Origin of the sequence: Pseudoxanthomonas sp. (assembly GCF_027498035.1) — a bacterium.
Classification (GTDB): Bacteria; Pseudomonadota; Gammaproteobacteria; order Xanthomonadales; family Xanthomonadaceae; genus Pseudoxanthomonas_A.
The window spans coordinates 3,516,351-3,541,504 of sequence record NZ_CP114978.1 but is presented as its reverse complement, the minus strand read 5'-3'; the positions used below and the strand labels follow the sequence as shown (position 1 = coordinate 3,541,504).

Genomic DNA, 25,154 nt, shown 5'->3' with positions numbered 1-25,154 from the left:
GCCAGCGCGCCCTCGCACCGGCGTCATGCCTCGCCGCGTCGAATCAGAATTCGCCGCTGTACCAGTTCTTCAGCTTCTTGAGCCAGCTACCCGCCTTGCCCGTGGGCAAGGACGGACGGCGCGGATGCTCGATCTGGCTGCCCATCAACAGCAGGCCCACGCCGGTGGCGTGCACCGGGTTGCCGACCACTTCGCCCAGGCCGGTGACGTGCTGCGGGATGCCGATGCGTACCGGCATCTGCAGCATTTCCTCGGCCAGCTCGACCACGCCTTCCATCTTCGAGGCGCCGCCGGTCAGGACCATGCCGGCACGGACCAGTTCCTCGAAGCCGGAACGCCGCAGTTCGGCCTGGACCATCTCGAAGATTTCCTCGTAGCGGCCCTGCACCGCCTGCGCCAGCGCATGACGCGGCATGCGGCGCGGCGGACGGTCACCCACCGACGGCACCTGGATGCTTTCTTCGGCCGTGGCCAGTTGGGCAAGCGCACAGGCGTAGCGGACCTTGATCTGCTCGGCTTCCGGGGTCGGCGTGCGCAGCATGTGCGCGATGTCGTTGGTGACGTGGTCGCCGGCGATCGGCAGGCTTGCGGTATGGCAGATCGCGCCCTGCACGAACACGGCCAGGTCGGTGGTGCCCGCGCCCATGTCGACCAGGACCACGCCCAGCTCGCGTTCGTCGGCGGTCAGCACGGCCACCGACGAAGCCAGCGACGACAGGATCAAGTCGTCGATCTGCAGGCCGCAGCGCTGCACGCACTTGGAGATGTTGGCCGCGGCCGACTGCGCGCACACCACCAGGTGCGCATGCACTTCCAGGCGCACGCCGGTCATGCCAACCGGATTGCGGATGCCTTCCTGCGAATCGTCCAGCACGTATTCGCGCGGGATCGCGTGCAGGATCTTCTGGTCGGCCGGAATGGCCACGGCCTTGGCCGCATCCAGGACGCGATCCAGGTCCGACCAGGTCACCTCGCCATCGCGGATCGGCACGATGCCGGGCGAGTTCTTGCACTGCACGTGCGCGCCGGAAATAGACGCATAGACCGAACGGATCTCGCAGCCGGCCATCAGTTCGGCTTCTTCCACCGCACGCTGGATCGACTGCACGGTCGATTCGATATCGACCACCACGCCGCGCTTGAGGCCGCGTGACTCATGGCTGCCGATGCCGATCACTTCGATCGGGTTGCCGGGGGAATATTCACCGACCAGCGCCGTCACCTTGGAGGTGCCGATGTCCAGTCCGACGATCAGGGATTTGTCGCCCTTGCGATTCATGCGTGGAGTGCCTGCTGTGATGCGTGCGGGGTCAGCGCGGCCTGGCGGGCCGGCGCAACCGCGCTGGAAGAAGTCGGGGGTGCGGCGCCATCGTTGGCAGCCGGCTTGGTTCCGCCCCAGGTCAGGGCGAAACCGTTGGTGTAACGCAGGTCCACGTGCGCCAGTACGCGGGTATCACCCAACAGGCGCGGCAACAGGCGCGAAAAGCGCAGCAGGCGCGGCCGTGCATCGGCGCGACCGATCACCACGTCCAGGCCATTGCCCAGCTTGAGCGACCAGCTGCCACGGGCGTCCATCACCAGCGCGTCAACCTTCAGGCCCATCGGCGCGAACAGCTGGGTCGATTCGTTGTACAGCGCGACCACGTCCTTGACCTGTCCATCGGGACCGCCAAGCTGCGGCAGCGCGCTGGCATCGACGTTCTTGGGCACGGGGAACAGCGCGCCGTCGACCGACAGCAGGCGATCACTGCCCCAGCGCGCGAACGGCTTGTGTTCGACGATGATCACTTCCAGCACGTCGGGCCAACGCTTGCGCACCTGCGCGCTCTCGACCCACGGCAGGCGCTCGACCGCATCCTGCGCATCGACCAGCTTGACCGCGAAGAAGCCGCGCTGTGCGTACGGCATGACCACGGCACGCAGCTGGGCCGGATCCACACGCTGCATGTCGCCACCGACGCGCAGCTTGGTCAGCGGCCAGCGCTCGGCGCCGATCCAGCCGTTGAACACGGCCACGACCGGCAGCGCGACCAGGGCCAGCGCCAGGATCCAGGTCAGCACGCGCAGCACGTTGCTCATGCGGCGGGCGTCTCCAGGGTCGATTCCAGGATGCGCCAGCACAGCTCTTCGAAGCCGACCCCAGCCTGGCGCGCGGCCTTGGGCACCAGCGAGTGGCTGGTCATGCCCGGCGCGGTGTTCACTTCCAGCAGATAGAACGCGCCGGTGCTGCCATCGCGCATCACGTCCACACGGCCCCAGCCACGGCAGCCGGCGGCGTTGAACGCGGCCAGCGCGATCCGGCGAATTTCGTCCTCGGCATCACCATCCAGGCCGGGGCACAGGTATTGGGTGTCCTCGGCGATGTACTTGGCGTTGTAGTCGTACCAGGCGCCCTTGGGCACGATCCGGATCGACGGCAGCGCAGCCTGGCCGACGATGGCGACGGTGAGTTCATCACCGACCACCAGCTGCTCCATCAGCAGCTCGCCGTCGTAGCGCGCGGCCAGGGCCACGGCCTCATCCAGCTGTGCGTCTTCGAACACGCGGGTGACGCCGACGCTGGAGCCTTCGTTGGCCGGCTTGACGATGACGGGCAGGCCGAGCCTGGCCGCGGCGGCATGCACGTCGCCGGCTTGCGCGGTCGAAGGCAGGCGCACGTAGCGCGGCGTTGGCAGGTCCAGCGACAGCCAGACCTGCTTGGTGCGCACCTTGTCCATGCTCAGCGCCGAGCCGAGCACGTCCGAGCCGGTGTACGGCACGCCGAAGGCTTCCATCAGTCCTTGGACGATGCCGTCCTCGCCGCCGCCGTTATGGCCATGCAGGACGTTGAAGACGCGGTCGCAACCGCCTTCCGCCAACAGCCTGGCCAGCGCGGGAATGCCATCGACCGCGAAGGCGGCAACGCCGCGCGCAGTCAATGCCTCCAGCACGTTGGCACCGGAGTTCAACGACACCTCGCGTTCGCTGGAAGTCCCGCCCATCAACACGGCGACGCGGCCGAACACGGCCGGATCGTTGCTGCGCAGCGGCGGGAATTGCGCCATCACGCTCATGCGCCGGTGATCTCCGTGAAGCCCTTGGCGGCGATGTGCTGGGACACGTGGCCGATATCGCCTGCGCCCATCAACAACAGCAGGTCGCCGTCCTGCAGCACGTCCGGCAACACGGTCGGCAGATCGTTCACGGTGCTGACCACGACCGGCTCGTTGCGGCCACGCGCACGGATGGCACGAGCCAGCGACTTGGCATCGGCACCGGCAATCGGCGCCTCGCCGGCCGGATAGACCTCGCTCAGCACCAGCGCATCGACTTCGCTCAGCACCGCGGCGAACGCATCGAACTGATCGCGCGTGCGGCTGTAGCGATGCGGCTGGAACGCCACGACCAGGCGCTTGTCCGGCCAGCCACCACGAGCGGCGGCGAACACCGCCGCCAGTTCGCGCGGGTGATGGCCGTAGTCGTCGATCAGCTGCACGGTGGCGCCGCGACCGGTGGCGATCGCGCCCAGGTCGTTGAAGCGGCGACCGATGCCGGAGAAGTTGGCCAGCGCGCGGGCGATCGTGCCCGGCTGCACGCCGAGCTGCCAGCCAACCGCGGCGGCGGCCAGCGCATTGAGCACGTTGTGGATGCCCGGCAGCGCCAGGGTCACGTTGACCGACACGTCCTCGGGCAGGCACAGGGTGAAGCGCATCTTGCCGCCTTCCTGCACCACGTTCTCGGCACGGATGTCGGCGTGGTCCGACAGGCCGTAGGTCATCACATGGCGCGGGGTTTCGGCAGCCAGCGCGGCCACTTCCGGATCGTCGATGCACAGCACCGCCAGGCCGTAGAACGGCAGACGCTGCAGGAACTCGGCGAACGCCGCCTGCACGCGGGCGAAGTCGTTGCCGTAGTTCTCCAGGTGATCGGCATCGATGTTGGTGATGATCGCGATCAGCGGGCTCAGGCGCAGGAAGCTGCCGTCGCTCTCGTCGGCCTCGGCCACCAGCCACTGGCCATCGCCGAGCTTGGCGTTGGCGCCCGCGGCGAGCAGCTGGCCGCCGATGACGAAGGTCGGGTCCAGCCCACCTTCGCTCAGCACTGCCGCGGTCAGGCTGGTGGTGGTGGTCTTGCCGTGCGTGCCGGCCACGGCGATGCCGCGGCGGAAGCGCATCAGCTCGGCCAGCATCATCGCGCGCGGCACGATTGGAATGCGCTGGCTGCGCGCTTCCATCAGCTCCGGGTTGTCGGCCTTGATCGCGCTGGACACCACCACGCAATCGGTCCCCAGCACGTTGGATGCGTTGTGGCCGCGCATCACGCGCGCGCCCAGCGACACCAGTCGCCTGGTTGCGGCATTCTCCGAAGCATCCGAACCGGACACCTCGTAGCCGAGCGTGCACAGCACCTCGGCGATGCCACTCATGCCCGAGCCGCCGATGCCGACGAAATGCACACGGCGGAACACCTGTGCCAAGTCGCCGGTGTTCTGCAACCGGCGTTCACGCGCCGCGGAAATCATGCGGCCTCCTCCAAAATAATGTCTGCGATGCGCTCAGCGGCATCAGGGCGCGCCAGGCGGCGCGCGGCGTTGGCCATCTCCAGGCGGCGCGGCGCATCGGCCGACAACACCGCCAGGACGCGCTGCAAATGCACGCCCAGGGTGTCGTCCTGCTTCAACAGCACCGCGGCGCCGTGTTCGACCAGGTACTGCGCGTTCTTGGTCTGGTGGTCGTCGACCGCGGCGGCGAACGGCACCAGCACGCTGCCGATGCCGGCGGCGCACAGTTCGGCCAGGGTCGAAGCACCGGCGCGGCACACCACCAGATCGGCCCAGGCATAGGCCTGTGCCATGTCGGCGATGAAGCTCTCCACGCTGGCGCTGACGCCGGCCTGTGCGTAGGCCGCATCGGCCTCCGCACGCAGTTTCTCGCCGCACTGGTGGCGCACTTCGGCCGGCAGCTTCAATGCAGCCAACGCCTGTGGCACGGCAGTGTTCAAGGCGCGCGCGCCCTGGCTGCCACCCAGCACCAGCAGACGCAGCGGGCCTTCGCGTCCAGCCAGGCGCTGGTCCGGCGCGGCGATGGCGGCGATTTCCTCGCGCACCGGGTTGCCGACCGCTTCCTCGCGTGTGGCGAAGCTGCCCGGGAAGCCGGTCAGCACGCGCCTGGCGAACTTGGACAGCGCCTTGTTGGTCATGCCGGGCGCGCGGTTCTGCTCGTGCACGAGCAGCGGGCGGCCCTGCAGCCTGGCGGCCAGACCACCGGGACCGGCGGCATAGCCACCGAAGCTGATCACCGCACGCGGTGCACGTTGGCGCAGCACGCCGGCTGCCGCCTTGACCGCTGACAGGATGCGCAACGGCGCGCCCAGCAACGCCAGCGCGCCTTTGCCGCGCAGGCCCCTGACCGCAATGGTGTCCAGCGGGATGTCGTGCTGCGGCACCAGCCGCGTTTCCATCTGCCCGTCAGCGCCCAGCCACACGACCGGCACGTTGCGCGCGCGCAGCACCTTGGCCACGGCCAGCGCGGGGAAGATATGCCCGCCAGTGCCGCCAGCGAGGATCATCACGGGAGCATCCTGTGCCTTCACCCGATCCTCTCGAAGGTGGGTTCGATGCGCGAGGTCAGGCGGCTGGTGCCGCGTGCCGGCGCCTTGGGCGCGGCAGGCTGCGGTGCAGCGGGGCGCTGGGCCTTGGTGTCTTCCTTCGCTTCGGGCGTCGGAACGACCACCGCCTCACCGCGCAGCAGCGCGACCTGCTTCTCGGCGCGGCTCAGTTCATAGGACACGCGCAACAGCAGGCCCATCGCCGCCAGGGTCATCAGCACCGACGAACCACCGGAGGAAATCAGCGGCAGGGTCAGGCCTTTGGTCGGCAGCATGCCCAGGTTCACGCCCACCGACACGAACGCCTGCATGCCGATCCACAAGGCGATGCCGAAGGCGATGTAACCGGCGAAGTGGCGACGCATCTCGACGCAGCGATAGCCGACATAGCAGGCGCGACCCACCAGCAGTGCGTACAGGCCAATGATGGCGCAGACGCCGACGAAGCCGAGTTCCTCGCCGATCACAGAGAAGATGAAGTCGGTATGCGCTTCGGGCAGGTAGTTGAGCTTCTGCACCGACGAACCCAGGCCCACGCCGGTCCACTCGCCGCGGCCGATCGCCATCAGCGCGTTGGACAGCTGGTAGCCCGAGCCCAGCTGGTCCTTCCACGGATCCAGGAACGAGGTCACGCGGCGCATGCGGTAAGGCTCGAAGATCACCAGCGCGACCAGACCGACCAGGCCGAACAACACCGGGGTGAACATGCGCGGCAGGTTGACGCCGCCCAGCACCAGCATGCCGGCGGTGATCGCCAGCAACAGCGTGGACGAACCGAAGTCCGGCTGCAGCAGCAGCAACACCACCAGCGCGGCGGCCACGCCCAGCGGCTTGAGCATCGCCGGCCAGGTTGCGTTGACCTCGTCGCGGAAACGCACCAGATAGCTGGCCAGCCACACGATGTAGAGCACCTTCACCGCTTCCACGGTCTGGAAGCGGATCACCAGCAGGTTGAGCCAGCGCCGCGCGCCATTGACCCTGACGCCGAGGCCGGGCACGAACACCACCAGCAGCAGCACCAGGCAGCCGAGCAGCAGCAGCTGGTTGTACTTCTCGATGGTCTTGAGCTCCATCCGCATCAGGCCCCAGGCCAGTCCGAGCCCCATCGCCACGAACAGGATGTGGCGGACCAGGTAATAGAACGGCGTGCTGGCCATGGCAATCGAACTGGAGGCCACCATCACGATCCCGACCGAGATCAGTGCGGCAATCGCACTGCCCAGCCAGAAGTCGTATTGGCCACCGATGGATTCCAGGCGCGTGGCCTGCTTGCGGGAGTCGTTCATCAGCGCACCTTCAACGTGGCCAAACCGACGAGCACGAGGATCACGGAGATGATCCAGAAACGCACGATCACGCGCGGTTCCGGCCAGCCCTTGAGTTCGAAATGGTGGTGGATCGGCGCCATGCGGAAGACGCGCTTTCCGGTCAACTTGAACGAGGCGACCTGGATCATCACCGAGAGCGTTTCGATGACGAACACGCCGCCCATGATCACCAGCACCAGCTCCTGGCGCACGATCACCGCGATGGTGCCCAGCACCGCGCCCAGCGCCAGCGCGCCGATGTCGCCCATGAAGACCATGGCCGGATAGGTGTTGAACCACAGGAAGCCCAGGCCCGCACCGGCAATGGCCGTACAGATGATCACCAGCTCACCGGCACCCGGCACCTGCGGGATCTGCAGGTAGCTGGAGAACACCGCGTTGCCCGAGGCATAGGCAAACACGCCGAGCGCGCAGGCCACCATCACCGTCGGCATGATCGCCAGGCCATCCAGGCCATCGGTCAGGTTGACCGCGTTGGAGAAGCCGACGATCCAGAAGTAGGCAATCGCGATGAAGCCCACGCCGGCCAGCGGCAGCGCCACCGACTTGAACAACGGGATGTAGAACGTGGTGGCGGCGGCCACATCAGCGGTGTGCCACAGGAAGATGCCGGCGGCCAGGCCGAAGATCGACTGCAGCAGGTATTTCCAGCGCGACTTCAAGCCGTTGGGGTCGCGCTTGACGATCTTGATCCAGTCGTCGTACCAGCCGATCGCACCGAACGCCACCATCACCGCCAGCACCAGCCACACGTAACGGTTGCGCAGGTCGCCCCACAGCATCACCGACAGGAACACCGTCATCAGGATCATCGAACCGCCCATCGTGGGCGTGCCGGCCTTGGAGAAGTGGCTCTGCGGGCCATCGGTGCGGATCGGCTGGCCGCCCTTGAACTGGGCCAGGCGGCGGATCACCGCCGGGCCAAGCCACAGCGACAGGAACAACGACGTCAGCGCCGCCAGGATGCCGCGCAGCGTGAGGTAGTTGAACAGAGAGAATAGGCTCTCCAGCTGGGTCAGCCAGCGGGTGAGTTCAAGCAGCATGCGCGGTGCCTCCCGGAAATTGCGCGGGCGCAGCTGGAAGCAGCGCGGAAACGATACGGTCCATGGCGCTGCCACGGGATCCCTTGACCAGCACCCGCACGTTGGCGGACGGGTCGATGCTTGCCAGGTCGGCCGCCAGGCTTTCCGCCAGCGCCGCATGGGTGTCGAATGTCTGCGCGCCGGTGCCGAACGCCTCGGCGGCGGCGGCACTGAGTTCGCCCAGGGCATACAGGCGCGCGATGCCGGCCAGCTTGGCGCGCGCGCCAGCCGCGGCATGCAGCGCGGCGCCTTCCGGCCCGAGTTCGCGCATATCGCCCAGCACCAGCCAGCCTTGCTTGGTGGAGGCGGCCAATGTGGCGATCGCCGCTTCCAGCGACCCCGGATTGGCGTTGTAGCTGTCGTCGATCAACACCGCGCCGCGCGCCAGCGCATGCGCGACCTGGCGCCCTGCGACCGGCCTCGCGGCCGCCAGGCCGTCGGCAATGATGGTCAACGGCACGCCGCACCCCAGTGCCAGCGCCGCAGCGGCCAGCGCATTGCGCACGTTGTGGCGACCCGGCAGCGCCAGGGTGATTTCAACGTCGCCAACCGGCGTGACCAGGGTGAAGCGCGAGCCTTCCGCAGCGGTCATCACCGCGCGGGCGCTGACCTCGGCACTGGATTCCAGGCCGAAGCGCAGCACGCGCCGGCCCGGCACCAGGCCTGCGAAATATTCGGCGAAGGCATCGTCGGCATTGATCACAGCCACGCCGCCATCCGGCAGCGCGGTGTAGATCGCGCCCTTGGTCCTGGCCACGCCCATCAGGCTGCCCAGGCGTTCCAGGTGCGCGGCGGCGACGTTGTTGACCAGGGCCACATCGGGACGCGCGATATCAGTCAGGTAGGCGATGTCGCCCGGCTTGCCGGCGCCCATCTCGTACACCGCGAACTCGGCCTGGTCCGGCGCTTCGATCACGGCCAGCGGCAGGCCGATCTCGTTGTTGCGATTGCCGGGGGTGAAGTAGGTTTCGCCGGCCCGCTGCAGGATCGCCAGCACCAGCGATTTGACGCTGGTCTTGCCGTTGCTGCCGGTGATGGCCACGACCTTGCCGCAGCGGTCGCGCTGCAGGCCGGCAGCGATGTGGGCCAACGCTAACTGGGTATCGGCCACGATCACCTGCGGCAGCTCGGAAGCGACGGCATGTTCGACCAGCAGCGCCGCGGCGCCGGCATCGGCCGCAGCCGCGATGAAGTCGTGCCCGTCGAAACGCTCGCCGCGCAGCGCCACATACAGGCTGCCATTGCGCAGCGCGCGGGTGTCGTTGGACACCGCCTCAACCGTGGTGTCCTCGCCATGCAATTCACCGCCGGCCAGGTGCGCGATCAGCGAGAGCGGAAGCCGGTTCACGACTGTGCCTCCGCGTCGCGGTGCACGCGCATCTGCAACGCCAGGCGTGCCTGCACGGTGTCGTCGAAGGCGTGTTTGACGCCCGCGATTTCCTGGTACGGTTCGTGGCCCTTGCCGGCGATCAGCACGATGTCACCGGCCTTGGCTTCGCCCACCGCGCGGGCGATCGCCGCAGCACGGTCGCGCTGCACGGCGTAGTCCGCATCGGCGGAAAAACCCGCGACGATGTCGGCCACGATGGTGTCGCCGTTCTCATTGCGCGGGTTGTCGTCGGTGACGATGACCGCATCGGCGTGGGCCTCCGCGATCTTCGCCATCTGCGGACGCTTGCCGGTATCGCGCTCGCCACCACAGCCGAATACGCAGACCAGGCGGCCGGCGACGTGGTCGCGCAGGCTGGTCAGCGCCTGTTCCAGCGCGTCGGGCGTGTGCGCGTAATCGATCACCACCAACGGCTGGCCTTCGACACCACCGAGGCGGTTCATGCGGCCATGGATCGGCTGCAGCTGCGACAGCGTCTGCGCGATCTGCGACGGCGCATCACCTGCGGCCTGCAGCACACCGGCCACGGCCAGCAGATTGTCGACGTTGAAGCGGCCCAGCAGCGGCGAACGCACCGGGTGGGTGGTCGCACCGATCACCAGCTCGAAGCCGATGCCGGCGCCGTCAAGGACCACGTCGCGCGCCTGCACGCTGGCGCCGGCCGCGCCATGTGCACTGACACCGATCAGCTGCACGTCGTCGGCAAGCTTGCCCGGCAGCGTCGCACCGAAGGCATCGTCCAGGTTGACCACCGCAGCCTTCAGGCCCGGACGCTGGAACAGGCGTGCCTTGGCCGCGCCGTAGCCTTCCATGTCGCCGTGATAGTCCAGGTGATCGCGGGTGAGATTGGTAAACACCGCCACGTCGAAATGCACGCCATCCACGCGGGTCTGGGCCAGCGCGTGCGAACTCACTTCCATCGCCACCGCCTGCGCACCAGCATCATGCAGGTCGGCCAGCAGCGCATGCAGCTGCAGCACCAGCGGCGTGGTGAAGCCAGTCGGCTGCACCTCGCCATACAGGCCCGCGCCAAGCGTGCCGATGCTGCCGCTGGTGATGCCACGCAGGTGCCAAGCCTGGCTGAGCAACTGCACGGTCGAGGTCTTGCCGTTGGTGCCGGTCACGCCGACCATCGTCATCTGCTGCGACGGGTGGCCGTAGAACGCATCGGCCATGTCGCCCAGGCGCTGGCGCAGGCCGGGCACGGCGATCGCATCGGCCGGTGCGGGCAAGCTGTCCGGTGCCGGCGGTTCGAACAGGATCGCGACCGCGCCCTGCGCGCGCGCCTGCTCGACGAAGCCCAGTCCATGCCAGGTGGAGGCGCTGTTGTCGACCGGGCCGATCGCCACGAACGCATCGCCGGCACGCACGCTGCGGCTGTCCTGGGTCAGGCCATGCACGACGACGCCCGCGGGCAACGCGGGCACGTCAGGCAGCAATTCGGACAGGGCCATGGCGCGGCTCATTCCAGGCTCCGCGGCAGCGCCGGCTCGGCCCTGGCCTGCACGGGCACAGGCAGGGGCTTGGGCAATGCGGGCGCGACGGTTGCCGGACGCTTCGGCGCCTGCGCGGCACGCTTTGCTTCATCCTTGGCCTGTGCGGCCATCCACGCATCGATATCATCCGGCGGCACGTCCATCAGGCGCAACGTGCCTTCCATGACGTTGTGGAACACCGGCGCGGACACCAGACCGCCGTAATACTTGCCGGCCTGCGGGTCGCGGATCACCGTGACCATCACGTAGCGCGGATGGGTGGCCGGTACCAGGCCGGCAAACAGCCCGAAGTAGTGGCCGGCCGCATAGCCGCCACCGGAAGCAACGCGTGCGGTACCGGTCTTGCCGGCCACGTGATAGCCCGGAATGGCCGCGTCTTTCGCGCCGCCCTGGGTGACCACGGTTTCCATCATCGCGATGACTTCTTTGGTCACCTTCTCCGGCACCACCTGGACGGCGCCTTCGCTGCGCATGCCCTTGATGAAGGTCGGCGTGACCAGCTGGCCGCCATTCCCGATGGTCGCGTACGCGCGCGCGATCTGCAGCGGCGACACGTTCAGGCCGTAGCCGTAGGACATCGTGCTCTTGGTGCTGCCGGACCAGCCCGGGCTGCCCGGTGTCGGCACCATGCCGGTGGCCTCGCCCGGGAAGCCGCTATGCGGCTTGCTGCCGTAACCAAACGCCCTGACCGTGTTGTAGAAGACCTGATCCGGGATCTTCTCCACGATCTTGGCCGCGCCGATATTGGAACTGCGGGTGATGACGCCGCCCACGGTCAGCACGCCGTTGTTGCGCGGCACGTCATGGATGGTGTATCCGCCCGGCAACCGCATGGCGCCCGGATTGGTATCGATGAGCGTGCTGGGCGTCACCACGCCGGCGGCCAGCGCGGTGGAGATGGTGAGCGGCTTCATCGTCGAACCCGGCTCGACCAGATCGGTCACCGCGCGGTTGCGGTGCGCGTCCGGCTTGCCCAGGTCGGCGGCATTGGGATTGAACGTCGGCAGGTTGGCCATCGCCATGATCTCGCCGGTGGACACATCCAGGATCACCACCGAGCCGCCAGCGGCCTTGTTCTCTTCCACGGCGTTACGCAATTCGCGCGTGGCCAGGTACTGGATGCGGCGGTCGATGCTCAGGGTCAGGTCGTTGCCCGGCTGCGCGGCGCGCACCAGGTCGATGTTCTCGACGATATGCCCGGCCTGGTCGCGGATGACCTTTTTCAGGCCCGGCTTGCCACGCAGCCAGTCATCAAAAGCCAGCTCCAAACCTTCCTGGCCGCGGTCATCGACATTGGTGAAGCCCAGGATATGGGCCATCGCCTCGCCCTGCGGGTAGAAGCGCTTGTACTCGCGCTGCGAATACACACCCGGAATGTCGTGGGCCACGATCACCTTGGCCGCATCGGGATTGATGCGACGCTTGAGATACATGAACTCCTTGTCGGCCTTCTGGCTGAGGCGACGGGTCAGGCTGTCCAGCGGCTCGCCCAGCGCCTGGGCCAGCTCGGGCAGGCGGTCCGGGTTCTTCATCAGCTCTTTCGGATCGCACCACACCGATTCGACCGGCGAGGACACCGCCACCGGCTCGCCGTTGCGGTCGGTGATCATGCCGCGCGAGGTCGGGATCGAAATCTCGCGCATGAAGCGCGCATCGCCTTCCTTCTGGTAGAAATCGCTGTTGACCAGCTGCACGTAGGCGGCCCGGCCGATCAGGCTCACCGAGCACAACGCCAGCGTGCAGGTCACCAGCATCAGGCGATTACGCAGGCTGAAACGCGCGCGATTGCGGTTGCGCGGCAGCGCGCCCTTGCGCTCGCCGTCGCGTCCCAGCACCCGGTTGATGGCGTCGCGCAGGTTCATGGGCGGATCACCACGACATCGGCCGATTCGGGCGACTTCATGCCGATCCGGTCACGTGCGATCTGCTCCACGCGCGTGCTCTCGGCCACCGTGGCCTGCTCCAGCTGCAGGCGGCCGAACTCGATGTTCAACTCGTCGCGCTCGCGGTCCAACTTGTTGAGCTGCACGAACAGCACCCGATGCTGGTGGCGCGCGTACACCACGCCGATCGCGCTGGCGATGCAGGCCACGATCACGATCACCAGCAGCACGCGGGTCATGCCGCACCCCGCAATTTTTCGGCCACGCGCAATACGGCGCTACGGGCGCGCGGATTGCTGGCCGTTTCATCGGGCTCGGCACGCGCTGCGTCATTGATGATCTTCAACGACGGCGTGAAGTCCTGCGCCACCGGCAGGCGGCGATTCCCGGCCGGCGCCTTGGCATGCTGGGCGATGAAGCGCTTGACGATGCGGTCTTCCAGCGAATGGAAGCTGATCACCGCCAGCCGGCCGCCAACCTTCAGCCGCGCCATCGCCGCGTCCAGGCCCGTTTCCAGGTCGGACAGCTCGCGGTTGATGTGGATGCGGATCGCCTGGAAGCTGCGCGTGGCCGGGTGGATCTTGTCCTTGCCGCGCGGCATCACACTGGAGATCAAGTCGGCCAGCTGCGCGGTGCGCAGCAGCGGCGTCTCGACCCGACGGGCCACGATGGCGCGGGCGATGCGCCGGCTCATGCGCTCGTCGCCATACTTGAACAGCACATCGGCGATCTCGGCATCGTCCGCGCGCGCCAGCCACTGCGCCGCGCTTTCGCCGCTATCCGGATCCATGCGCATGTCCAGCGGGCCGTCCTTGCTGAAGGAGAATCCGCGTTCGGCCACGTCCAGCTGTGGCGAGGACACGCCCAGGTCCAGCAGCACCCCATCCAGGCCATCAGCGGTGGCATCCCACTGCGCGATCTCGGCGAAGCTGCCGCGATACACCGACACGCGCGCATCGCCGTCGAAAACGGCATGCGCGTGGACGATCGCTTCGGGGTCCTTGTCCATCAACAGCAGCCGACCTCCCGGGCCGAGTTGTTCGAGCACGCCGCGCGCATGACCGCCGCGACCGAGCGTGCCGTCCAGGTATGTGCCGTCCACCTTCACCTGCAGGCCTTCCATGCACTGCGCGAACATCACCGGGAGGTGGCCGGGCTGCGCGTCGGGGCGCATCCGGGCACCCACCGTCACAGCCTGAGTCCGAGCAGTTCCTCGCCCAGATCCTCGTCAGACAACGTCTGCTGGATCTGCGCGCGGTGCGCCTGCTCGCTCCAGAGTTCAAACTTGTCGTGCATGCCCAGCAGCACGGCCTTTTTCTCGATGCCGACCGCACTGCGATGGCTCGACGGAATGGTCACGCGACTGTTGCCGTCCGGCTCCAGGAATTCAGCCGAACCGACCAGCTTCTGCTGCAGCATCCGCACGTTCTTCTTGACGTTGGGCATGGCCATGACGTCGTCACGGACACGCTCCCAGGCCGCCTGCGGGTAGAGCCACAACGAACCAGCTTCGAACGGGTTGTAGGTCAGCACCAGGCGATTGCCACACTCACGCGCAATGAGGTCGCGGTAGACGGTGGGAACCGCCAACCTGCCCTTGTCGTCAACCGTGATGGCGGTTTCGCCCTGGAACACGTCCCTCTTCCTTCGAAATGCTGCAAGCAGTGATCATTGAACCACGAAAACCCACGGAAACCCCTGTTTTCCCGCTAGCGCCCACATTAGCATCGGCCGAAAGGTTGTCAACAACTGGCAAGCAGGGAAATCGCCTGCCGGATCAATGGCTTGCAGCAAACTTCAGAGACTTGTTCAAACCTTATCCACAAGTTGCTGTTTCGTCTCAAATTTTGAGATTGATCCGAAATTCAGGCGCGTATAGAAGATGTGAAGTGACGGCCGTCACGGGATGCTCCGGATCGGATCGGCCATGACCGGATGCGCAAAAGCCACCGACAATGGCCGCCATGTGCCTGGTCGCCCTTGCCTGGAAAGCCCATCCCCGCTGGCGGTTGCTGCTGGCGGGAAACCGTGACGAATTTCACGCCCGCCCGACCGCCACCCTGGCCGCCTGGACCGATGCCCCGGGCGTGATCGCCGGCCGCGACCTGCAATCAGGCGGCAGCTGGGCCGGCATCGGCCGCGCCGGTCGGGTCGCGGTGGTCACCAACGTCCGCGACCCCGGCCTGGCCGCACCGCCGGGCGCACCCTCGCGCGGCGCATTGGTCGCCGGGTTTCTGGGCGGTGAAGCCGCACCTGGCGATGCCGCCGAAGCGCTGCACGCACAGGCCGGCCGTTTCGCGCCCTTCAACCTGCTGCTGGCCGATGGCAGCCAGTGCCACTACGTCGGCAACTGGCCCACGCCGACCCGGCGCGCGGTGCCCGCCGGCATCCACGGCATCTCCAACGGCCCGTTCGACGACCCCTGGCCGAAGACCCGCCAGCTATGCGCCGCGCTGGAGCACTGGCTGCAGGGCCCGGCCGAAGACCCCGCCGACCTGTGGCAGGCGCTGGCCGACGATCACCAAGCCGCAGATGCGGACCTGCCCAGCACCGGCGTGCCGCTGGACCTGGAACGCCGCCTGTCCTCCACCTTCATCAAGGACGCACGTTACGGCACCCGCGCCAGCACCCTGATCGCGATCGACCGCGACGGCGCCGGATGGATCGCCGAGCGCCGGTTCGGGCCGGACGGCCGCTTCGATGGGCAAACGTGCATCGCGCTTCCAGCCGGCTGAAAAACAGAACCCCGCGCCGGTCAGGCACGGGGTTCTGCGAAAGACAGTGGCGGAGCCGGCCTGTAAGCCGGGTTCTGTCGTGGACAGTCATTCCTCTAGGCGCATCGTCACCGATACGCTCAAGCAACCTACCCGGACCCGACGCGGGCAGCGCCATGAGGTCCCTATTCGGTCTTGCTCCCGGTGGGGTTTACCGTGCCGGTCTGTTACCAGACTCGCGGTGCGCTCTTACCGCACCATTTCACCCTTACCTGATCCGCACCCGAAGGTACGGCCATCGGCGGTATCTTTCTGTTGCACTGGCCGTCGGCTCGCGCCGCCCAGGCGTTACCTGGCACCGTGCCCTGTGGAGCCCGGACTTTCCTCGGCATTCTTTCGAATGACGCGACTGTCCAGCCGACTCCGCCGTTGCGAATTCTACGCGAAGCGCACCCTCGCCGACCGAATGGGTCAATGCTCAGTTGCCATAGAGCGCCTTGCGCGGGGCACCGGTGATGTCGGCCGCCAGTTTTGCCGCGGTGGACGGCGGCAGGTGTTCCTTGAGCAGGGCGTGGACGCGGCGGCCTTCGACCAGCTGCGCATCGGCATCGTCTCCAGCGCCCTGGACCATTACCACGAACTCGCCCTTGCGCTGGTTTTCGTCGGCTTCCACGCGTTGCAGCAACGAGGAAAGCGGGCCATCCAGCACGGTTTCGAACAGCTTGGTCAGCTCGCGCCCCATTGCCGCCGGCCGCTCCGGCCCGAACGCGGCAACCAGGTCGGCCAGCGATTCGGCGATGCGGTGCGAGGATTCATAGAACACCAGCGTGCGCGGCTCGGCCGCCAGCGCGCGCAGCTGTTCGCGCCGGGCCGAGGCCTTGGCGGGCAGGAACCCTTCGAACACGAAGCGATCGCTCGGCAACCCCGCCACGCTGAGCGCCGCAATCGCCGCACAGGCGCCCGGCACCGGGCTGACCTTGATCCCGGCCGCGCGCACCGCGCGCACCAGCCGATAGCCCGGGTCGGACACCAGTGGCGTGCCGGCGTCGGACACCAGCGCCAGCGACTGGCCGTCCTGCAGGCGGGCGACGATGCGCGAGGCGATGGCGTCCTCGTTGTGCTCGTGCAGGGCGACCAGCGGGGTCGAGACACCGAAATGCGAGAGCAGCTGGCCGGTGCGGCGAGTGTCCTCGGCGCAGATCGCATCGACCGTGCGCAGGGTCTCCAGCGCCCGCGGGGTGAGATCGGACAGGTTGCCGATCGGCGTGGCGACGACGTGGAGGGTGGGGACGGCCATGGAAAGGGTGCTCATGCGGCAAAGGGTAGAATCCTAGCCCGTTCCTCCGTCACCGCCTTCGAACCGCCCATGGATAAGCGCTCCGCTCCGCTGCTCGCCTCAGAGCCCGAGAAGAATTCGAACGCCGTCGCGAGGGTGTCGCCGGGCGTCCGTGGCAAGGCGTGCGGAGCGAAAACAAGGGAGTTTGGTGAGCCAAATGACCGCGGTTTTCGCTCCGCACGCCGCCGCTACGGGCATTCGGCGGCAGTCGCAGCAGGCGGGCGATTTCTTCTCGGGCTCTCAGCCCTGCTGGCCCTGTTCCTGGCCGGCTGCGCCACCACCCAGGTCGGCGGCGGCACGACGTCACGCGCCGAACAGAATGCCGCCTTCGCCCAGGCCAGCCAGTTGGCCGCACAGCGTGCCGGGCTGAAAGGCCAGGCCCTGAGCGAGAACACCCGCAAGATCCAGGAACTGCTGGGCAGCCTGGATAACGCCACGCTGACCCGCGAAACCACGGGCCTGCCGGTCGGCGATCCGCTATATCCGCTGGCCGGCAACGCCATGCTGGAACGCGGCCTGCCGCTGCCGCGCCCGTTCGACCGTGGCAGCAAGTGGCATTTCGATGCGAACGGCCGCCCGCCGGCCGACCGTGACGGCTATCGCCCGCCGTTGAAGCTGGCCGTACTGCTACCGCTGTCCGGGCCGATGGCCACCGCCGCTGCACCTGTCCGCGATGGCCTGCTGGCCGGCTACTACGGCGAGACCCGTCGCCGCCCGGAAATCCGCTTCTACGACACCGCCAGCACCCCGGCCGATGCCACCAACGCCTATGCGCGCGCGGTGGCCGATGGCGCCGAAATGGTGGTCGGCCCGCTGGGCCGCGAGCAGGTCGATGCGATCTTCCACCAGAACACCCTGAGCGTGCCCGTGCTGGCGCTCAACAAGGGTGAATCCGAAGTGCCCGATGGCGCGGCCAGCTTCTCGCTGGCGCCGGAAGCCGAAGGCGTCAGCGTCGCCGATTACCTGCTGAAGCTGGAGCGCAAGCGCGTGCTGGTCATTGGCGGCAACGATGACAACGGCCGCCGCGCCGCTGATGCGTTCCGCAAGCGCTTCACCGAAGGCGGCGGCGCGGTGGCCGACATCCTGACCGTCGGCGACGCACCGGCGGACGTCTCCGCGCCGCTGGTCGCCGCGGCTGCCAAGAATGTCGACGCGATCTTCCTGGCCGTGCGCGGCTCCACTGCGCGTGCGCTGACCCCGCAGCTTGCGTTGGCAGGACTGGGCGGCAAGACCCGCGTTGGCACCTCGCTGCTGATCCAGGGCACCGGCAAGCCGGAAGAGGACAACGTGCTGGACGGCGTGATCTATCCGACCGAAAGCTGGTCGGCGAGCGGCGTGAAGGGCTTGCCATCGCAGGCCACCATCGCCGCCACGCTGCCCACCGCCCGCGGCGGCGCGGCGCGCCTGTTCGCCTTCGGCTATGACGCCTGGCAGCTCAGCGCCTACATGCAGAAGCTGACCGAAGGCACCAGCGCCGAGCTGCGTGGCGCGACCGGCACGCTGACCCTGGACGGCTTCGGCACGGTGCTGCGTGCGCCGGCATGGGCGACCTTCAGCGGCGGCATGCCGGTGCCGATCTCCGGCGGTGGCTGAGCGCCTGAATGGCTGAGCGGCAGACGCGCGGTGACGCGGCCGAAGCCGCCGCCCGCGCGATGCTGGAGCGCGGCGGCCTGACGTTCATCGCCGCCAACGTCCGCTTCCGCGGCGGCGAACTCGACCTGGTGATGCTGGACCCAACCGCCCGTGGCGGGGCCTGCCTGGTGTTCGTGGAAGTGCGCTATCGCGCATCGCATGCATTCGGCGGCGGCGCGGCCTCCGTCGACACCGCCAAACGCCGCAAACTGATCCATGCCGCGCAGCTATTCCTGGCGCAAAACCCGCAATGGGCCAACAGCCCGTGCCGCTTCGATGTGGTCGAAGCACAAGGCGATCCGGCCAAGCCCGAGATCAACTGGCTGCGCGATGCGTTTCGGGCGGATGAAGCGTAGACGCCAGAAGTTTTCGTAGCCCGGGTAAGCGAAGCGCACCCGGGGTGAAGCGCTCTCGGGGAAAACCGGCCGCCGTCATTCTCCCGCATCCCGGGTGCGCTTCGCTTGCCCGGGTTACGAAGACCGCCACTCAGGCGAAATGATCGTATCCGTCGCGCGGCGCGCGCCAAGGCGCGCCATCGGCCGCCAACGCCTGCACGCCCTGCCCCGCCACGATGCGACCGATCCGCGTACCGGCAACGCCGGCGAAATCCAGTGCCTGCTGCACCTGTTCTACGCGTTGCGGCGAGGCGGTGAAGCACAGTTCGTAGTCATCGCCGCCGCTGGCCTGCCAGGCCCAGCGCACCTCGGGCTTGAAGCGCGCCAATGCACGCGATACCGGCAGCAATGCGAGATCGACTTCCGCGCCGATGCCACTGCGCGCGCACAGGTGGCCCAGGTCGGCCAGCAACCCGTCTGACAGATCGACGCAGGCGCTCGCCAGTCCGACCAGCGCGCGGCCAACCTCCACACGCGGCGTCGGCCGGTCCAGCCGCGCACGCAGCGAACGCTCGACCGCCGCACCGGAGAACAGCGATTGCAGTGCCGCGGCGGCATCGCCCAGCGTACCGGTCACCCAGACATCGTCGCCGACGCGGGCGCCGTCGCGACGCAGCGCATGGCCGGCTTCGATATGCCCCATCGCGGTCACCGCGATCGACAGTGGCCCGCGCGTGGTATCGCCGCCGACCAGCTGCACGCCATGCAGCGCTGCCAACGCAAGAAAACCATCGATGAAGCCATCGATCCAACGCGGGTCCGAATTCGGCAATGACAGCGACAGCGTGCACCAGGCAGGCTGGGCCCCCATCGCCGCTAGGTCAGACAGGTTCACCGCCAGCGCCTTCCAGCCGATGTCGGTCGGCGCGGTGTCAGCGGGAAAATGCACGCCGGCATTGAGCGTGTCGGCGGTGACCACCAGCTGCAGGCCCGCCGGGACGGTCATCAGCGCGGCATCGTCGCCGATGCCCAGCGCCACGTCGTCGCGCGATGCAATGCGCGCACGGATGCGCGCGATCAGATCGAATTCGCCGGATGCAGCAATGCCGCCGGCCACGTCAGCAGACACGCAGCGTCAGCGGCTGCGCGCGTTGGCCTCGGCCGAGCGCCAATCGAGCGCAGCGCGGTCCAGCACGCCGTTGACGTAGGTGTGGCCGTGTTCGGCACCGAAGCGCTTGGCGGTCTCGATGGCTTCGTTGATGACCACGCGGTACGGCACGTCGACGCGGTGACGCAGTTCGTAGGCTGCGATGCGCAGCACCGCGCGTTCGATCTGGTCGACCTCGGCCACGTTGCGGTCCAGATGCGGCAGCAGGGCTTCGTCCAGTTCGTTGGCATGCGCCATCACGCCGCGCACCAGGTCCTCGAAATATTCCAGGTCGGCCACTTCGTGGGCCTGCTCGTGGGCGAACTGGGCGATCACGCCCTGGGTCGTGCCGCCAGCCATCTGCCAGGCGTAGACGGCCTGCAGCGCACGACGACGCGCACGGGCGCGCAGGACGGGATCGACGCCATCACCGCGACGCGGTCCGGGACGGTTCATGGCAGTTTCTCCAGCAGATTGACCAGTTCGACCGCGGCCAGCGCGACTTCCTCACCCTTGTTGCCGTGGCTGCCACCGGCGCGTGCCTCAGCATCCTCGGCCGCTTCCACGGCCAGCACGCCATTGAGCACCGGGATGCGGAACTCCAGCTGCACGCGCATCAGGCCTTCGGAACAGCCATCGGCCACATGCTCGTAATGGCGGGTGTCGCCGCGAATCACGCAACCCAGCGCCAGCAGCGCGGCATGCTTGCCGGCTGCGGCCAGGCGCGCAGCCACCAGCGGGATTTCCCAGGCGCCGGGGACGCGGATCACGTCCACCTGCGCTTCGGGCACGCCGTTGCTGGCCAGTTCCTTGCGGGCACCGGCCACCAGCGCATCGGTGATGCGCGCGTTCCAGCGGCTGGCGATGATCGCGTACCGCGCGCCGTCGATCGCACGCAGGTCGCCTTCGTAGTGGGTCATCCGTCGGTACAGCCTGAAAAGGTCGGCCAGTTTAGCGCGTGGCGGCCGGATCGGCCGCGGCGAGGGTTTCCACGACCTCCAGGCCGAACCCGGACAGGCCCACCTGGCGGCGCGGCGTGCCCAGCACGCGCAGCTTACCCAGGCCCAGATCCGACAGGATCTGCGCGCCGGCGCCGTTGCGCCGCCACTGGCCCACGTCCTTGTCCTTGCCGGGCGGACGCACCACCGTTTCCTTGCGCAGGCGCGCCAGCAGGGCGTCGCTATCGCGCGGCGCGGACAGCACTACCATCACGCCCTGCCCTTCGGCGGCAATCGCACGCAGGGCATCGGTGGCGGCCACGCCGAAATCGTCGCGTCGCCAGTGCAGCAGGTCAGCCAGCGGGTTTTCGACCTGGACCCGCACCAGGGTGGGCGTGGCGGCATCCGGGGTACCGCAGACCAGGGCGAAATGCAGGTCGTTGGCGATCCGGTCACGGTAAGTGACCAGATTGAACGGACCGAACTCGGTGTCGATCTCGCGCTCGTCCAGGCGCTCGACCGTGTGCTCGGTGGCCAGGCGGTGGGCGATCAGGTCGGCGATGGAGCCCATCTTCAGGCCATGCTCGCGGGCGAACACTTCCAGCTCCGGGCGACGCGCCATCGAGCCATCGGGATTGAGGATTTCGACCAGCACCGCGGCCGGTTCCAGGCCAGCCAGCATCGCCAGGTCGGCACCAGCTTCGGTGTGGCCGGCGCGGGTCAGTACCCCGCCGGGCTGCGCGATCAGCGGGAAGATGTGGCCCGGTTGGTGCAGGTCGGTCGGCTTGGCGTCCGGCTGGACCGCGGTGCGGATGGTGTGGGCGCGGTCATGGGCGGAAATGCCGGTGGTCACGCCTTCGGCCGCTTCGATGCTGACGGTGAAGTTGGTCTGGAACTGCGCGGTGTTGGACTGGACCATCGGCGCCAGGCCCAACTGCCTGGCACGCTCGCGAGTCAGCGGCAGGCAGACCAGGCCGCGGCCATGGGTGACCATGAAATTGATGTCCGACGGCTTGACCAGCTCGGCCGCCATGATCAGGTCGCCTTCGTTCTCACGGTCTTCGTCATCGACGATGACCACCATGCGGCCCAGGCGGATGTCTTCCAGGATCTCGGGGACGGGGGCGAAGTTCATGCGGCGTCTCCACGTGCGCCCAGCAGGCGTTCGACGTAGCGTGCCACCAGGTCGATTTCCAGGTTCACCGCATCGCCGACCCCGGTGGTGGCGAAGGCGGTGTGGCTGACGGTGTGCGGGATCAGCGCGACTTCGAAGCCTTCGGCATCGACTTCGTTGACCGTCAGGCTGACGCCATCGACGCAGATCGAGCCCTTCTTGGCGATGTACTTGAGCAGCGCGGCGGGTGCGGAAAAACGCCAGCGCTGGGCGCGTGCATCGTCGTGCACGGACACCACGCTGCCCAGGCCATCGACGTGGCCACTGACCAGATGCCCGCCCAGGCGATCGGTCGGGCGCATCGCACGCTCCAAATTGAGCAGCGCGCCGGGCTTGAGTGCACCAAGCGTGGTCAGCGACAGGGTTTCGGTCGAGGCATCGGCCTGGAAGCTGGATGCATCGAAGGCGATCACGGTCAGGCACACGCCGTTACAGGCGATGCTCTCGCCCAGCTGGACCTCGCTGAAGGGCAAGGTGCCGGTGTCGAAGGTGAAGCGGGTATCGCCGCCCAGCGGCGTGGCGGCGGCCAGGCGGCCCACGCCTTCAATGATGCCGGTGAACATCAGCGCACCTCCACGGTGGAGGCGACAGGCGCACGGCAGAGCGTGCGCGGGTAGAACAGGGACATCTGGTGCATGGCTACGTTTCTCGCAAAAAGTCAGAGCGAAAAACGCCACAAGGCAATGGCACGCGCACGACCGATGCAGGTCGTGATGCGGGCCGTCTTCTTTCATCCGGACTCTCTGGCGCGCCCGGAAGCGCACCAACCGTCGGCTCCGGCATCTGACCGGATCTGCTGACCTTCGATGGCGATGCAACATGCCGGCCGAAGCGCTCGCGGGCTTGCGCAGGCATCACTGCCGCACCTACCGCCGGTGGGGAATCTCACCCCGCCCTGAAGACGTTTACGAATGCCGGCGAACCGGCGATGGGCATTCTACCAGCCAGCACAGACCCACCCACGGACCGGAGCGTTGCGCCGCCGATGCGCTGACCCGGCTCAGTCGGCCGGGCGCAGCAGCAGGCGCAGGTCGGTGCCGATGCGGCGTTCATCCACCACACGCAGGCGCTGCTGTTCGGCCAGGGCCGCGATATTCAGGTGCGACAGCAGTGGACGCGCGCCGTCGCCCAGCAGCGTGGGGGCGACGTACAGCAGCAGTTCGTCGACCAGGCCCGCGGCCAGCAGCGCGCCGGACAGGGTGGCACCGGCTTCGACCTGCACTTCGCAGATGCGCTGCTGGGCCAGGGCCGCCAGCACGCCACGCAGGTCGGCGCGGCCGTCGTGCATCGGGATTTCCTGGTAGCGGACGTTGTCGTGGTCGCTGATCCGGCCGGGCATCGGACCATGCAGGTACAGGGTGGGCGCCTCGCCTTCCTGCACGCGGGTGTGGGCCAGGCTGGACAGCGTCGGGTCCAGCACCACACGCAACGGCGGCAGGAACGGCTGGTCTTCTTCAGGACGCGCGGTCAGCGAAGGATCGTCGGCGATCACCGTGCGCGCGCCGGTCAGGATGGCGCCCGAACGCGCGCGCCAGCGTTGCACGTCGGCCCGCGCCGCCGCGCCGGTGATCCATTTGGATTCACCGCTGGCCATCGCGGTGCGCCCATCGACGCTGGCGCCCAGCTTCACCCGCACCCACGGCCGGCCGCGCACCACGTGCGAGATGAAGCCGCGGTTGAGCTCGCGCACCTGGGCTTCCAGCAAGCCAACCTGCACGGCGATGCCGGCCGCCTGCAGAATCTCGAAACCGGCGCCGTCCACCTGCGGAAACGGGTCGCGCATCGCGGCAACCACGCGGGTCACGCCAGCGGCCACCAGCGCTTTCGCACAGGGACCGGTGCGACCGGTATGCGCGCACGGCTCCAGGGTCACGTAGGCAGTCGCACCCCGTGCTTGCTCGCCGGCCTGGCGCAGGGCGAACACCTCGGCATGCGGCTGGCCGGCGTACTGGTGGAAGCCTTCGCCGACGACCTGGTCGCCGCGGGCGATTACGCAGCCCACCATCGGATTGGGGCGCGTGGTCCAGGCGCCGTGTTCGGCCAGGCGCAACGCGCGGGCCATGTGGGCGTGGTCGGTGGCGGAAAACTCAGACATGGGGATTTCCCGGTTCAATGGCCATCACGACCACATGCAGTGGCCCCAGCGGCAGGCGGTCGTGCGGCTGCCAGTCCAGCCGCGTGTAGTACGGCACCAGCGCATCCTGGCAGTACAGGTGCAGGCGGGGAATGTGCAGTTTGGCCGCGGCCTGCACGCAATGCCGCACCAGCGACGCGCCCGTGCCGGCAGCGCGCGCGTCGGGCCGCACGTACAGCGACGCCAGCCACGGCGTGTATTGGTCGATGCGCGGATCGTCGTTGACCAGCAGGCTGACCGAGCCGACCCAGTCCTCACCGTCCAGTGCGATCCAGGTGGTGGGCAATGCCTCCGGCGTGTCGTGCGAAGCCAGTTCGGCCCGCGCCTGCGCCAGCGTCCAGTCAGGCAGCAGCCCGCCGAAGGCCTGCAGGTGCGCCCGGGCCAGCGATGTCAGGTGCTGGGAGTGCTCGCAGAGCGGTACGATCTGCACGTGCGGCGCAGGTCAGCGCTTCTTGGTCTTTTCGCCCGGCTTGCCGAACGCCAGCACGTCGCCACCCAGGAGCGGCAGCTGGTCTTCGCCCGGCAGATCGCGTTCCAGGCGGTCGAGTTCCTCGCGGAAATCGGCCACGTCTTCGAAGCTGCGATAGACCGAGGCATAGCGCACGAAGGCCACGTGGTCGAGCTTGCGCAGTTCGGCCATGACGAACTCGCCGACCCGGCGCGAAGGCAGTTCGCGTTCCGTCGTGCGGCGCAGCTGCTGGACCACCGCGCGGACCGAGGCCTCGATCTGCTCTTCGGACACCGCGCGCTTGTGCAGGGCGCGGTCGAAACTCTGGCGCAGCTTGCGCGCGTCGAAGACGTCGCGGCGACCGTCGGACTTGATCACGGCCGGCAGTTTCAGCTCGATGGTTTCCAGCGTGCTGAAACGCTCGCCGCAGGCTTCGCACTCACGCCGCCGGCGGATGGTTGCCCCGTCTTCGGACACCCGCGAATCGATCACGCGGGTGTCGTTGTTCTGACAGAAGGGGCAATGCATCTC

25 protein-coding genes, 1 other RNA gene and 1 riboswitch are annotated in these 25,154 nt (G+C 67.9%); of the genes, 3 read left to right on the top strand and 23 right to left on the bottom strand.

All coding sequences use genetic code 11. From position 1 onward, the window contains the following. Positions 1-43 precede the first annotated feature (43 nt). From ftsA to mraZ, 13 genes are all read right to left on the bottom strand, one after another. A complete protein-coding gene (ftsA, locus tag O8I58_RS15495; RefSeq protein ID WP_298317980.1) occupies positions 44-1,279 on the bottom strand; it encodes a cell division protein FtsA in 1,236 nt (411 codons plus the stop codon). After that, positions 1,276-2,079 (bottom strand): cell division protein FtsQ/DivIB, encoded by an 804-nt coding sequence (locus tag O8I58_RS15490; RefSeq protein WP_298317977.1) that lies wholly within the window; start codon positions 2,077-2,079, stop codon positions 1,276-1,278. Before O8I58_RS15490 ends, ftsA begins: the two co-directional genes overlap by 4 nt. Then, positions 2,076-3,053, bottom strand: a complete 978-nt coding sequence (locus O8I58_RS15485) for a D-alanine--D-alanine ligase (RefSeq protein WP_298317975.1) — start codon at positions 3,051-3,053, stop codon at positions 2,076-2,078. The genes O8I58_RS15490 and O8I58_RS15485 overlap by 4 nt, the downstream gene beginning before the upstream one ends. Next, entirely contained in the window at positions 3,050-4,501 is a 1,452-nt protein-coding gene (gene murC / locus O8I58_RS15480) for a UDP-N-acetylmuramate--L-alanine ligase (protein WP_298317972.1), read from the bottom strand. Before murC ends, O8I58_RS15485 begins: the two co-directional genes overlap by 4 nt. Next, positions 4,498-5,547 (bottom strand): undecaprenyldiphospho-muramoylpentapeptide beta-N-acetylglucosaminyltransferase, encoded by a 1,050-nt coding sequence (gene murG, locus O8I58_RS15475; protein ID WP_345781344.1) that lies wholly within the window; start codon positions 5,545-5,547, stop codon positions 4,498-4,500. The genes murC and murG overlap by 4 nt, the downstream gene beginning before the upstream one ends. Positions 5,548-5,567: 20 nt before the next feature. Continuing rightward, complete coding sequence (ftsW, locus tag O8I58_RS15470) at positions 5,568-6,872, bottom strand: putative lipid II flippase FtsW (RefSeq protein WP_298317970.1); 1,305 nt, start codon at positions 6,870-6,872, stop codon at positions 5,568-5,570. Further along, on the bottom strand, positions 6,872-7,957 hold the full coding sequence (gene mraY, locus O8I58_RS15465; protein ID WP_298317968.1) for a phospho-N-acetylmuramoyl-pentapeptide-transferase: 1,086 nt from the start codon (positions 7,955-7,957) through the stop codon (positions 6,872-6,874). Before mraY ends, ftsW begins: the two co-directional genes overlap by 1 nt. Beyond that, positions 7,947-9,344: a UDP-N-acetylmuramoyl-tripeptide--D-alanyl-D-alanine ligase gene (gene murF, locus O8I58_RS15460; RefSeq protein ID WP_298317965.1), complete on the bottom strand. Its 1,398-nt coding sequence runs from the start codon at positions 9,342-9,344 to the stop codon at positions 7,947-7,949. The genes mraY and murF overlap by 11 nt, the downstream gene beginning before the upstream one ends. Beyond that, positions 9,341-10,852, bottom strand: coding sequence for a UDP-N-acetylmuramoyl-L-alanyl-D-glutamate--2,6-diaminopimelate ligase (locus tag O8I58_RS15455; RefSeq protein WP_298317961.1), 1,512 nt, complete (start codon positions 10,850-10,852; stop codon positions 9,341-9,343). The genes murF and O8I58_RS15455 overlap by 4 nt, the downstream gene beginning before the upstream one ends. Further along, positions 10,849-12,636: a peptidoglycan D,D-transpeptidase FtsI family protein gene (locus tag O8I58_RS15450; RefSeq protein ID WP_298323051.1), complete on the bottom strand. Its 1,788-nt coding sequence runs from the start codon at positions 12,634-12,636 to the stop codon at positions 10,849-10,851. Before O8I58_RS15450 ends, O8I58_RS15455 begins: the two co-directional genes overlap by 4 nt. A 104-nt stretch (positions 12,637-12,740) precedes the next feature. After that, positions 12,741-13,004 (bottom strand): cell division protein FtsL, encoded by a 264-nt coding sequence (ftsL, locus tag O8I58_RS15445; RefSeq protein ID WP_298317959.1) that lies wholly within the window; start codon positions 13,002-13,004, stop codon positions 12,741-12,743. Beyond that, entirely contained in the window at positions 13,001-13,939 is a 939-nt protein-coding gene (gene rsmH / locus O8I58_RS15440) for a 16S rRNA (cytosine(1402)-N(4))-methyltransferase RsmH (RefSeq protein WP_298317956.1), read from the bottom strand. Before rsmH ends, ftsL begins: the two co-directional genes overlap by 4 nt. A gap of 14 nt (positions 13,940-13,953) precedes the next feature. Beyond that, positions 13,954-14,400, bottom strand: a complete 447-nt coding sequence (mraZ, locus tag O8I58_RS15435) for a division/cell wall cluster transcriptional repressor MraZ (RefSeq protein WP_298317954.1) — start codon at positions 14,398-14,400, stop codon at positions 13,954-13,956. 329 nt (positions 14,401-14,729) lie between these two features. Here mraZ and O8I58_RS15430 point away from each other — a divergent pair, with 329 nt between their 5' ends. Beyond that, positions 14,730-15,500, top strand: coding sequence for an NRDE family protein (locus tag O8I58_RS15430; protein WP_298323049.1), 771 nt, complete (start codon positions 14,730-14,732; stop codon positions 15,498-15,500). 47 nt (positions 15,501-15,547) lie between these two features. Here the strand turns inward: O8I58_RS15430 and rnpB are convergent. Beyond that, positions 15,548-15,904: RNase P RNA component class A (gene rnpB, locus O8I58_RS15425), an RNA gene on the bottom strand. A gap of 53 nt (positions 15,905-15,957) precedes the next feature. Beyond that, positions 15,958-16,776 carry a 16S rRNA (cytidine(1402)-2'-O)-methyltransferase gene (gene rsmI, locus O8I58_RS15420; protein ID WP_298317952.1) on the bottom strand — a complete coding sequence of 273 codons (819 nt, stop codon included), beginning with the start codon at positions 16,774-16,776 and terminating at the stop codon, positions 15,958-15,960. A 69-nt stretch (positions 16,777-16,845) separates the two neighbouring features. Between rsmI and O8I58_RS15415 the strand changes: the two genes are divergently transcribed. Together O8I58_RS15415 and O8I58_RS15410 are read left to right on the top strand one after the other, a co-directional pair. Next, positions 16,846-18,408 (top strand): penicillin-binding protein activator, encoded by a 1,563-nt coding sequence (locus O8I58_RS15415; protein ID WP_298317949.1) that lies wholly within the window; start codon positions 16,846-16,848, stop codon positions 18,406-18,408. An 8-nt stretch (positions 18,409-18,416) separates the two neighbouring features. After that, positions 18,417-18,803, top strand: a complete 387-nt coding sequence (locus O8I58_RS15410) for a YraN family protein (protein WP_298317947.1) — start codon at positions 18,417-18,419, stop codon at positions 18,801-18,803. Positions 18,804-18,933: 130 nt separating this feature from the next. On the opposite strand, the gene thiL is transcribed toward O8I58_RS15410, so the two are convergent. The 8 genes from thiL to nrdR all read right to left on the bottom strand — a co-directional run bounded on the left by thiL (position 18,934) and on the right by nrdR (position 25,151). Then, positions 18,934-19,911 (bottom strand): thiamine-phosphate kinase, encoded by a 978-nt coding sequence (gene thiL / locus O8I58_RS15405; RefSeq protein ID WP_298317945.1) that lies wholly within the window; start codon positions 19,909-19,911, stop codon positions 18,934-18,936. A 6-nt stretch (positions 19,912-19,917) separates the two neighbouring features. Next, positions 19,918-20,385, bottom strand: coding sequence for a transcription antitermination factor NusB (nusB, locus tag O8I58_RS15400; protein ID WP_298317943.1), 468 nt, complete (start codon positions 20,383-20,385; stop codon positions 19,918-19,920). Next, a complete protein-coding gene (gene ribH, locus O8I58_RS15395; RefSeq protein WP_298317940.1) occupies positions 20,382-20,849 on the bottom strand; it encodes a 6,7-dimethyl-8-ribityllumazine synthase in 468 nt (155 codons plus the stop codon). Before ribH ends, nusB begins: the two co-directional genes overlap by 4 nt. A 31-nt stretch (positions 20,850-20,880) precedes the next feature. Further along, positions 20,881-22,002: a 3,4-dihydroxy-2-butanone-4-phosphate synthase gene (ribB, locus tag O8I58_RS15390; protein WP_298317937.1), complete on the bottom strand. Its 1,122-nt coding sequence runs from the start codon at positions 22,000-22,002 to the stop codon at positions 20,881-20,883. Further along, positions 21,999-22,604, bottom strand: coding sequence for a riboflavin synthase (locus tag O8I58_RS15385; protein ID WP_298317934.1), 606 nt, complete (start codon positions 22,602-22,604; stop codon positions 21,999-22,001). The genes ribB and O8I58_RS15385 overlap by 4 nt, the downstream gene beginning before the upstream one ends. Before the next feature lie 155 nt (positions 22,605-22,759). Next, positions 22,760-22,948, bottom strand: a riboswitch (FMN riboswitch). 93 nt (positions 22,949-23,041) lie between these two features. Beyond that, on the bottom strand, positions 23,042-24,136 hold the full coding sequence (gene ribD, locus O8I58_RS15380; RefSeq protein ID WP_298317931.1) for a bifunctional diaminohydroxyphosphoribosylaminopyrimidine deaminase/5-amino-6-(5-phosphoribosylamino)uracil reductase RibD: 1,095 nt from the start codon (positions 24,134-24,136) through the stop codon (positions 23,042-23,044). Continuing rightward, complete coding sequence (locus O8I58_RS15375) at positions 24,129-24,605, bottom strand: GNAT family N-acetyltransferase (protein ID WP_298317929.1); 477 nt, start codon at positions 24,603-24,605, stop codon at positions 24,129-24,131. The genes ribD and O8I58_RS15375 overlap by 8 nt, the downstream gene beginning before the upstream one ends. Positions 24,606-24,617: 12 nt before the next feature. Continuing rightward, entirely contained in the window at positions 24,618-25,151 is a 534-nt protein-coding gene (gene nrdR / locus O8I58_RS15370; RefSeq protein ID WP_298317926.1) for a transcriptional regulator NrdR, read from the bottom strand. Positions 25,152-25,154: the final 3 nt, after the last annotated feature.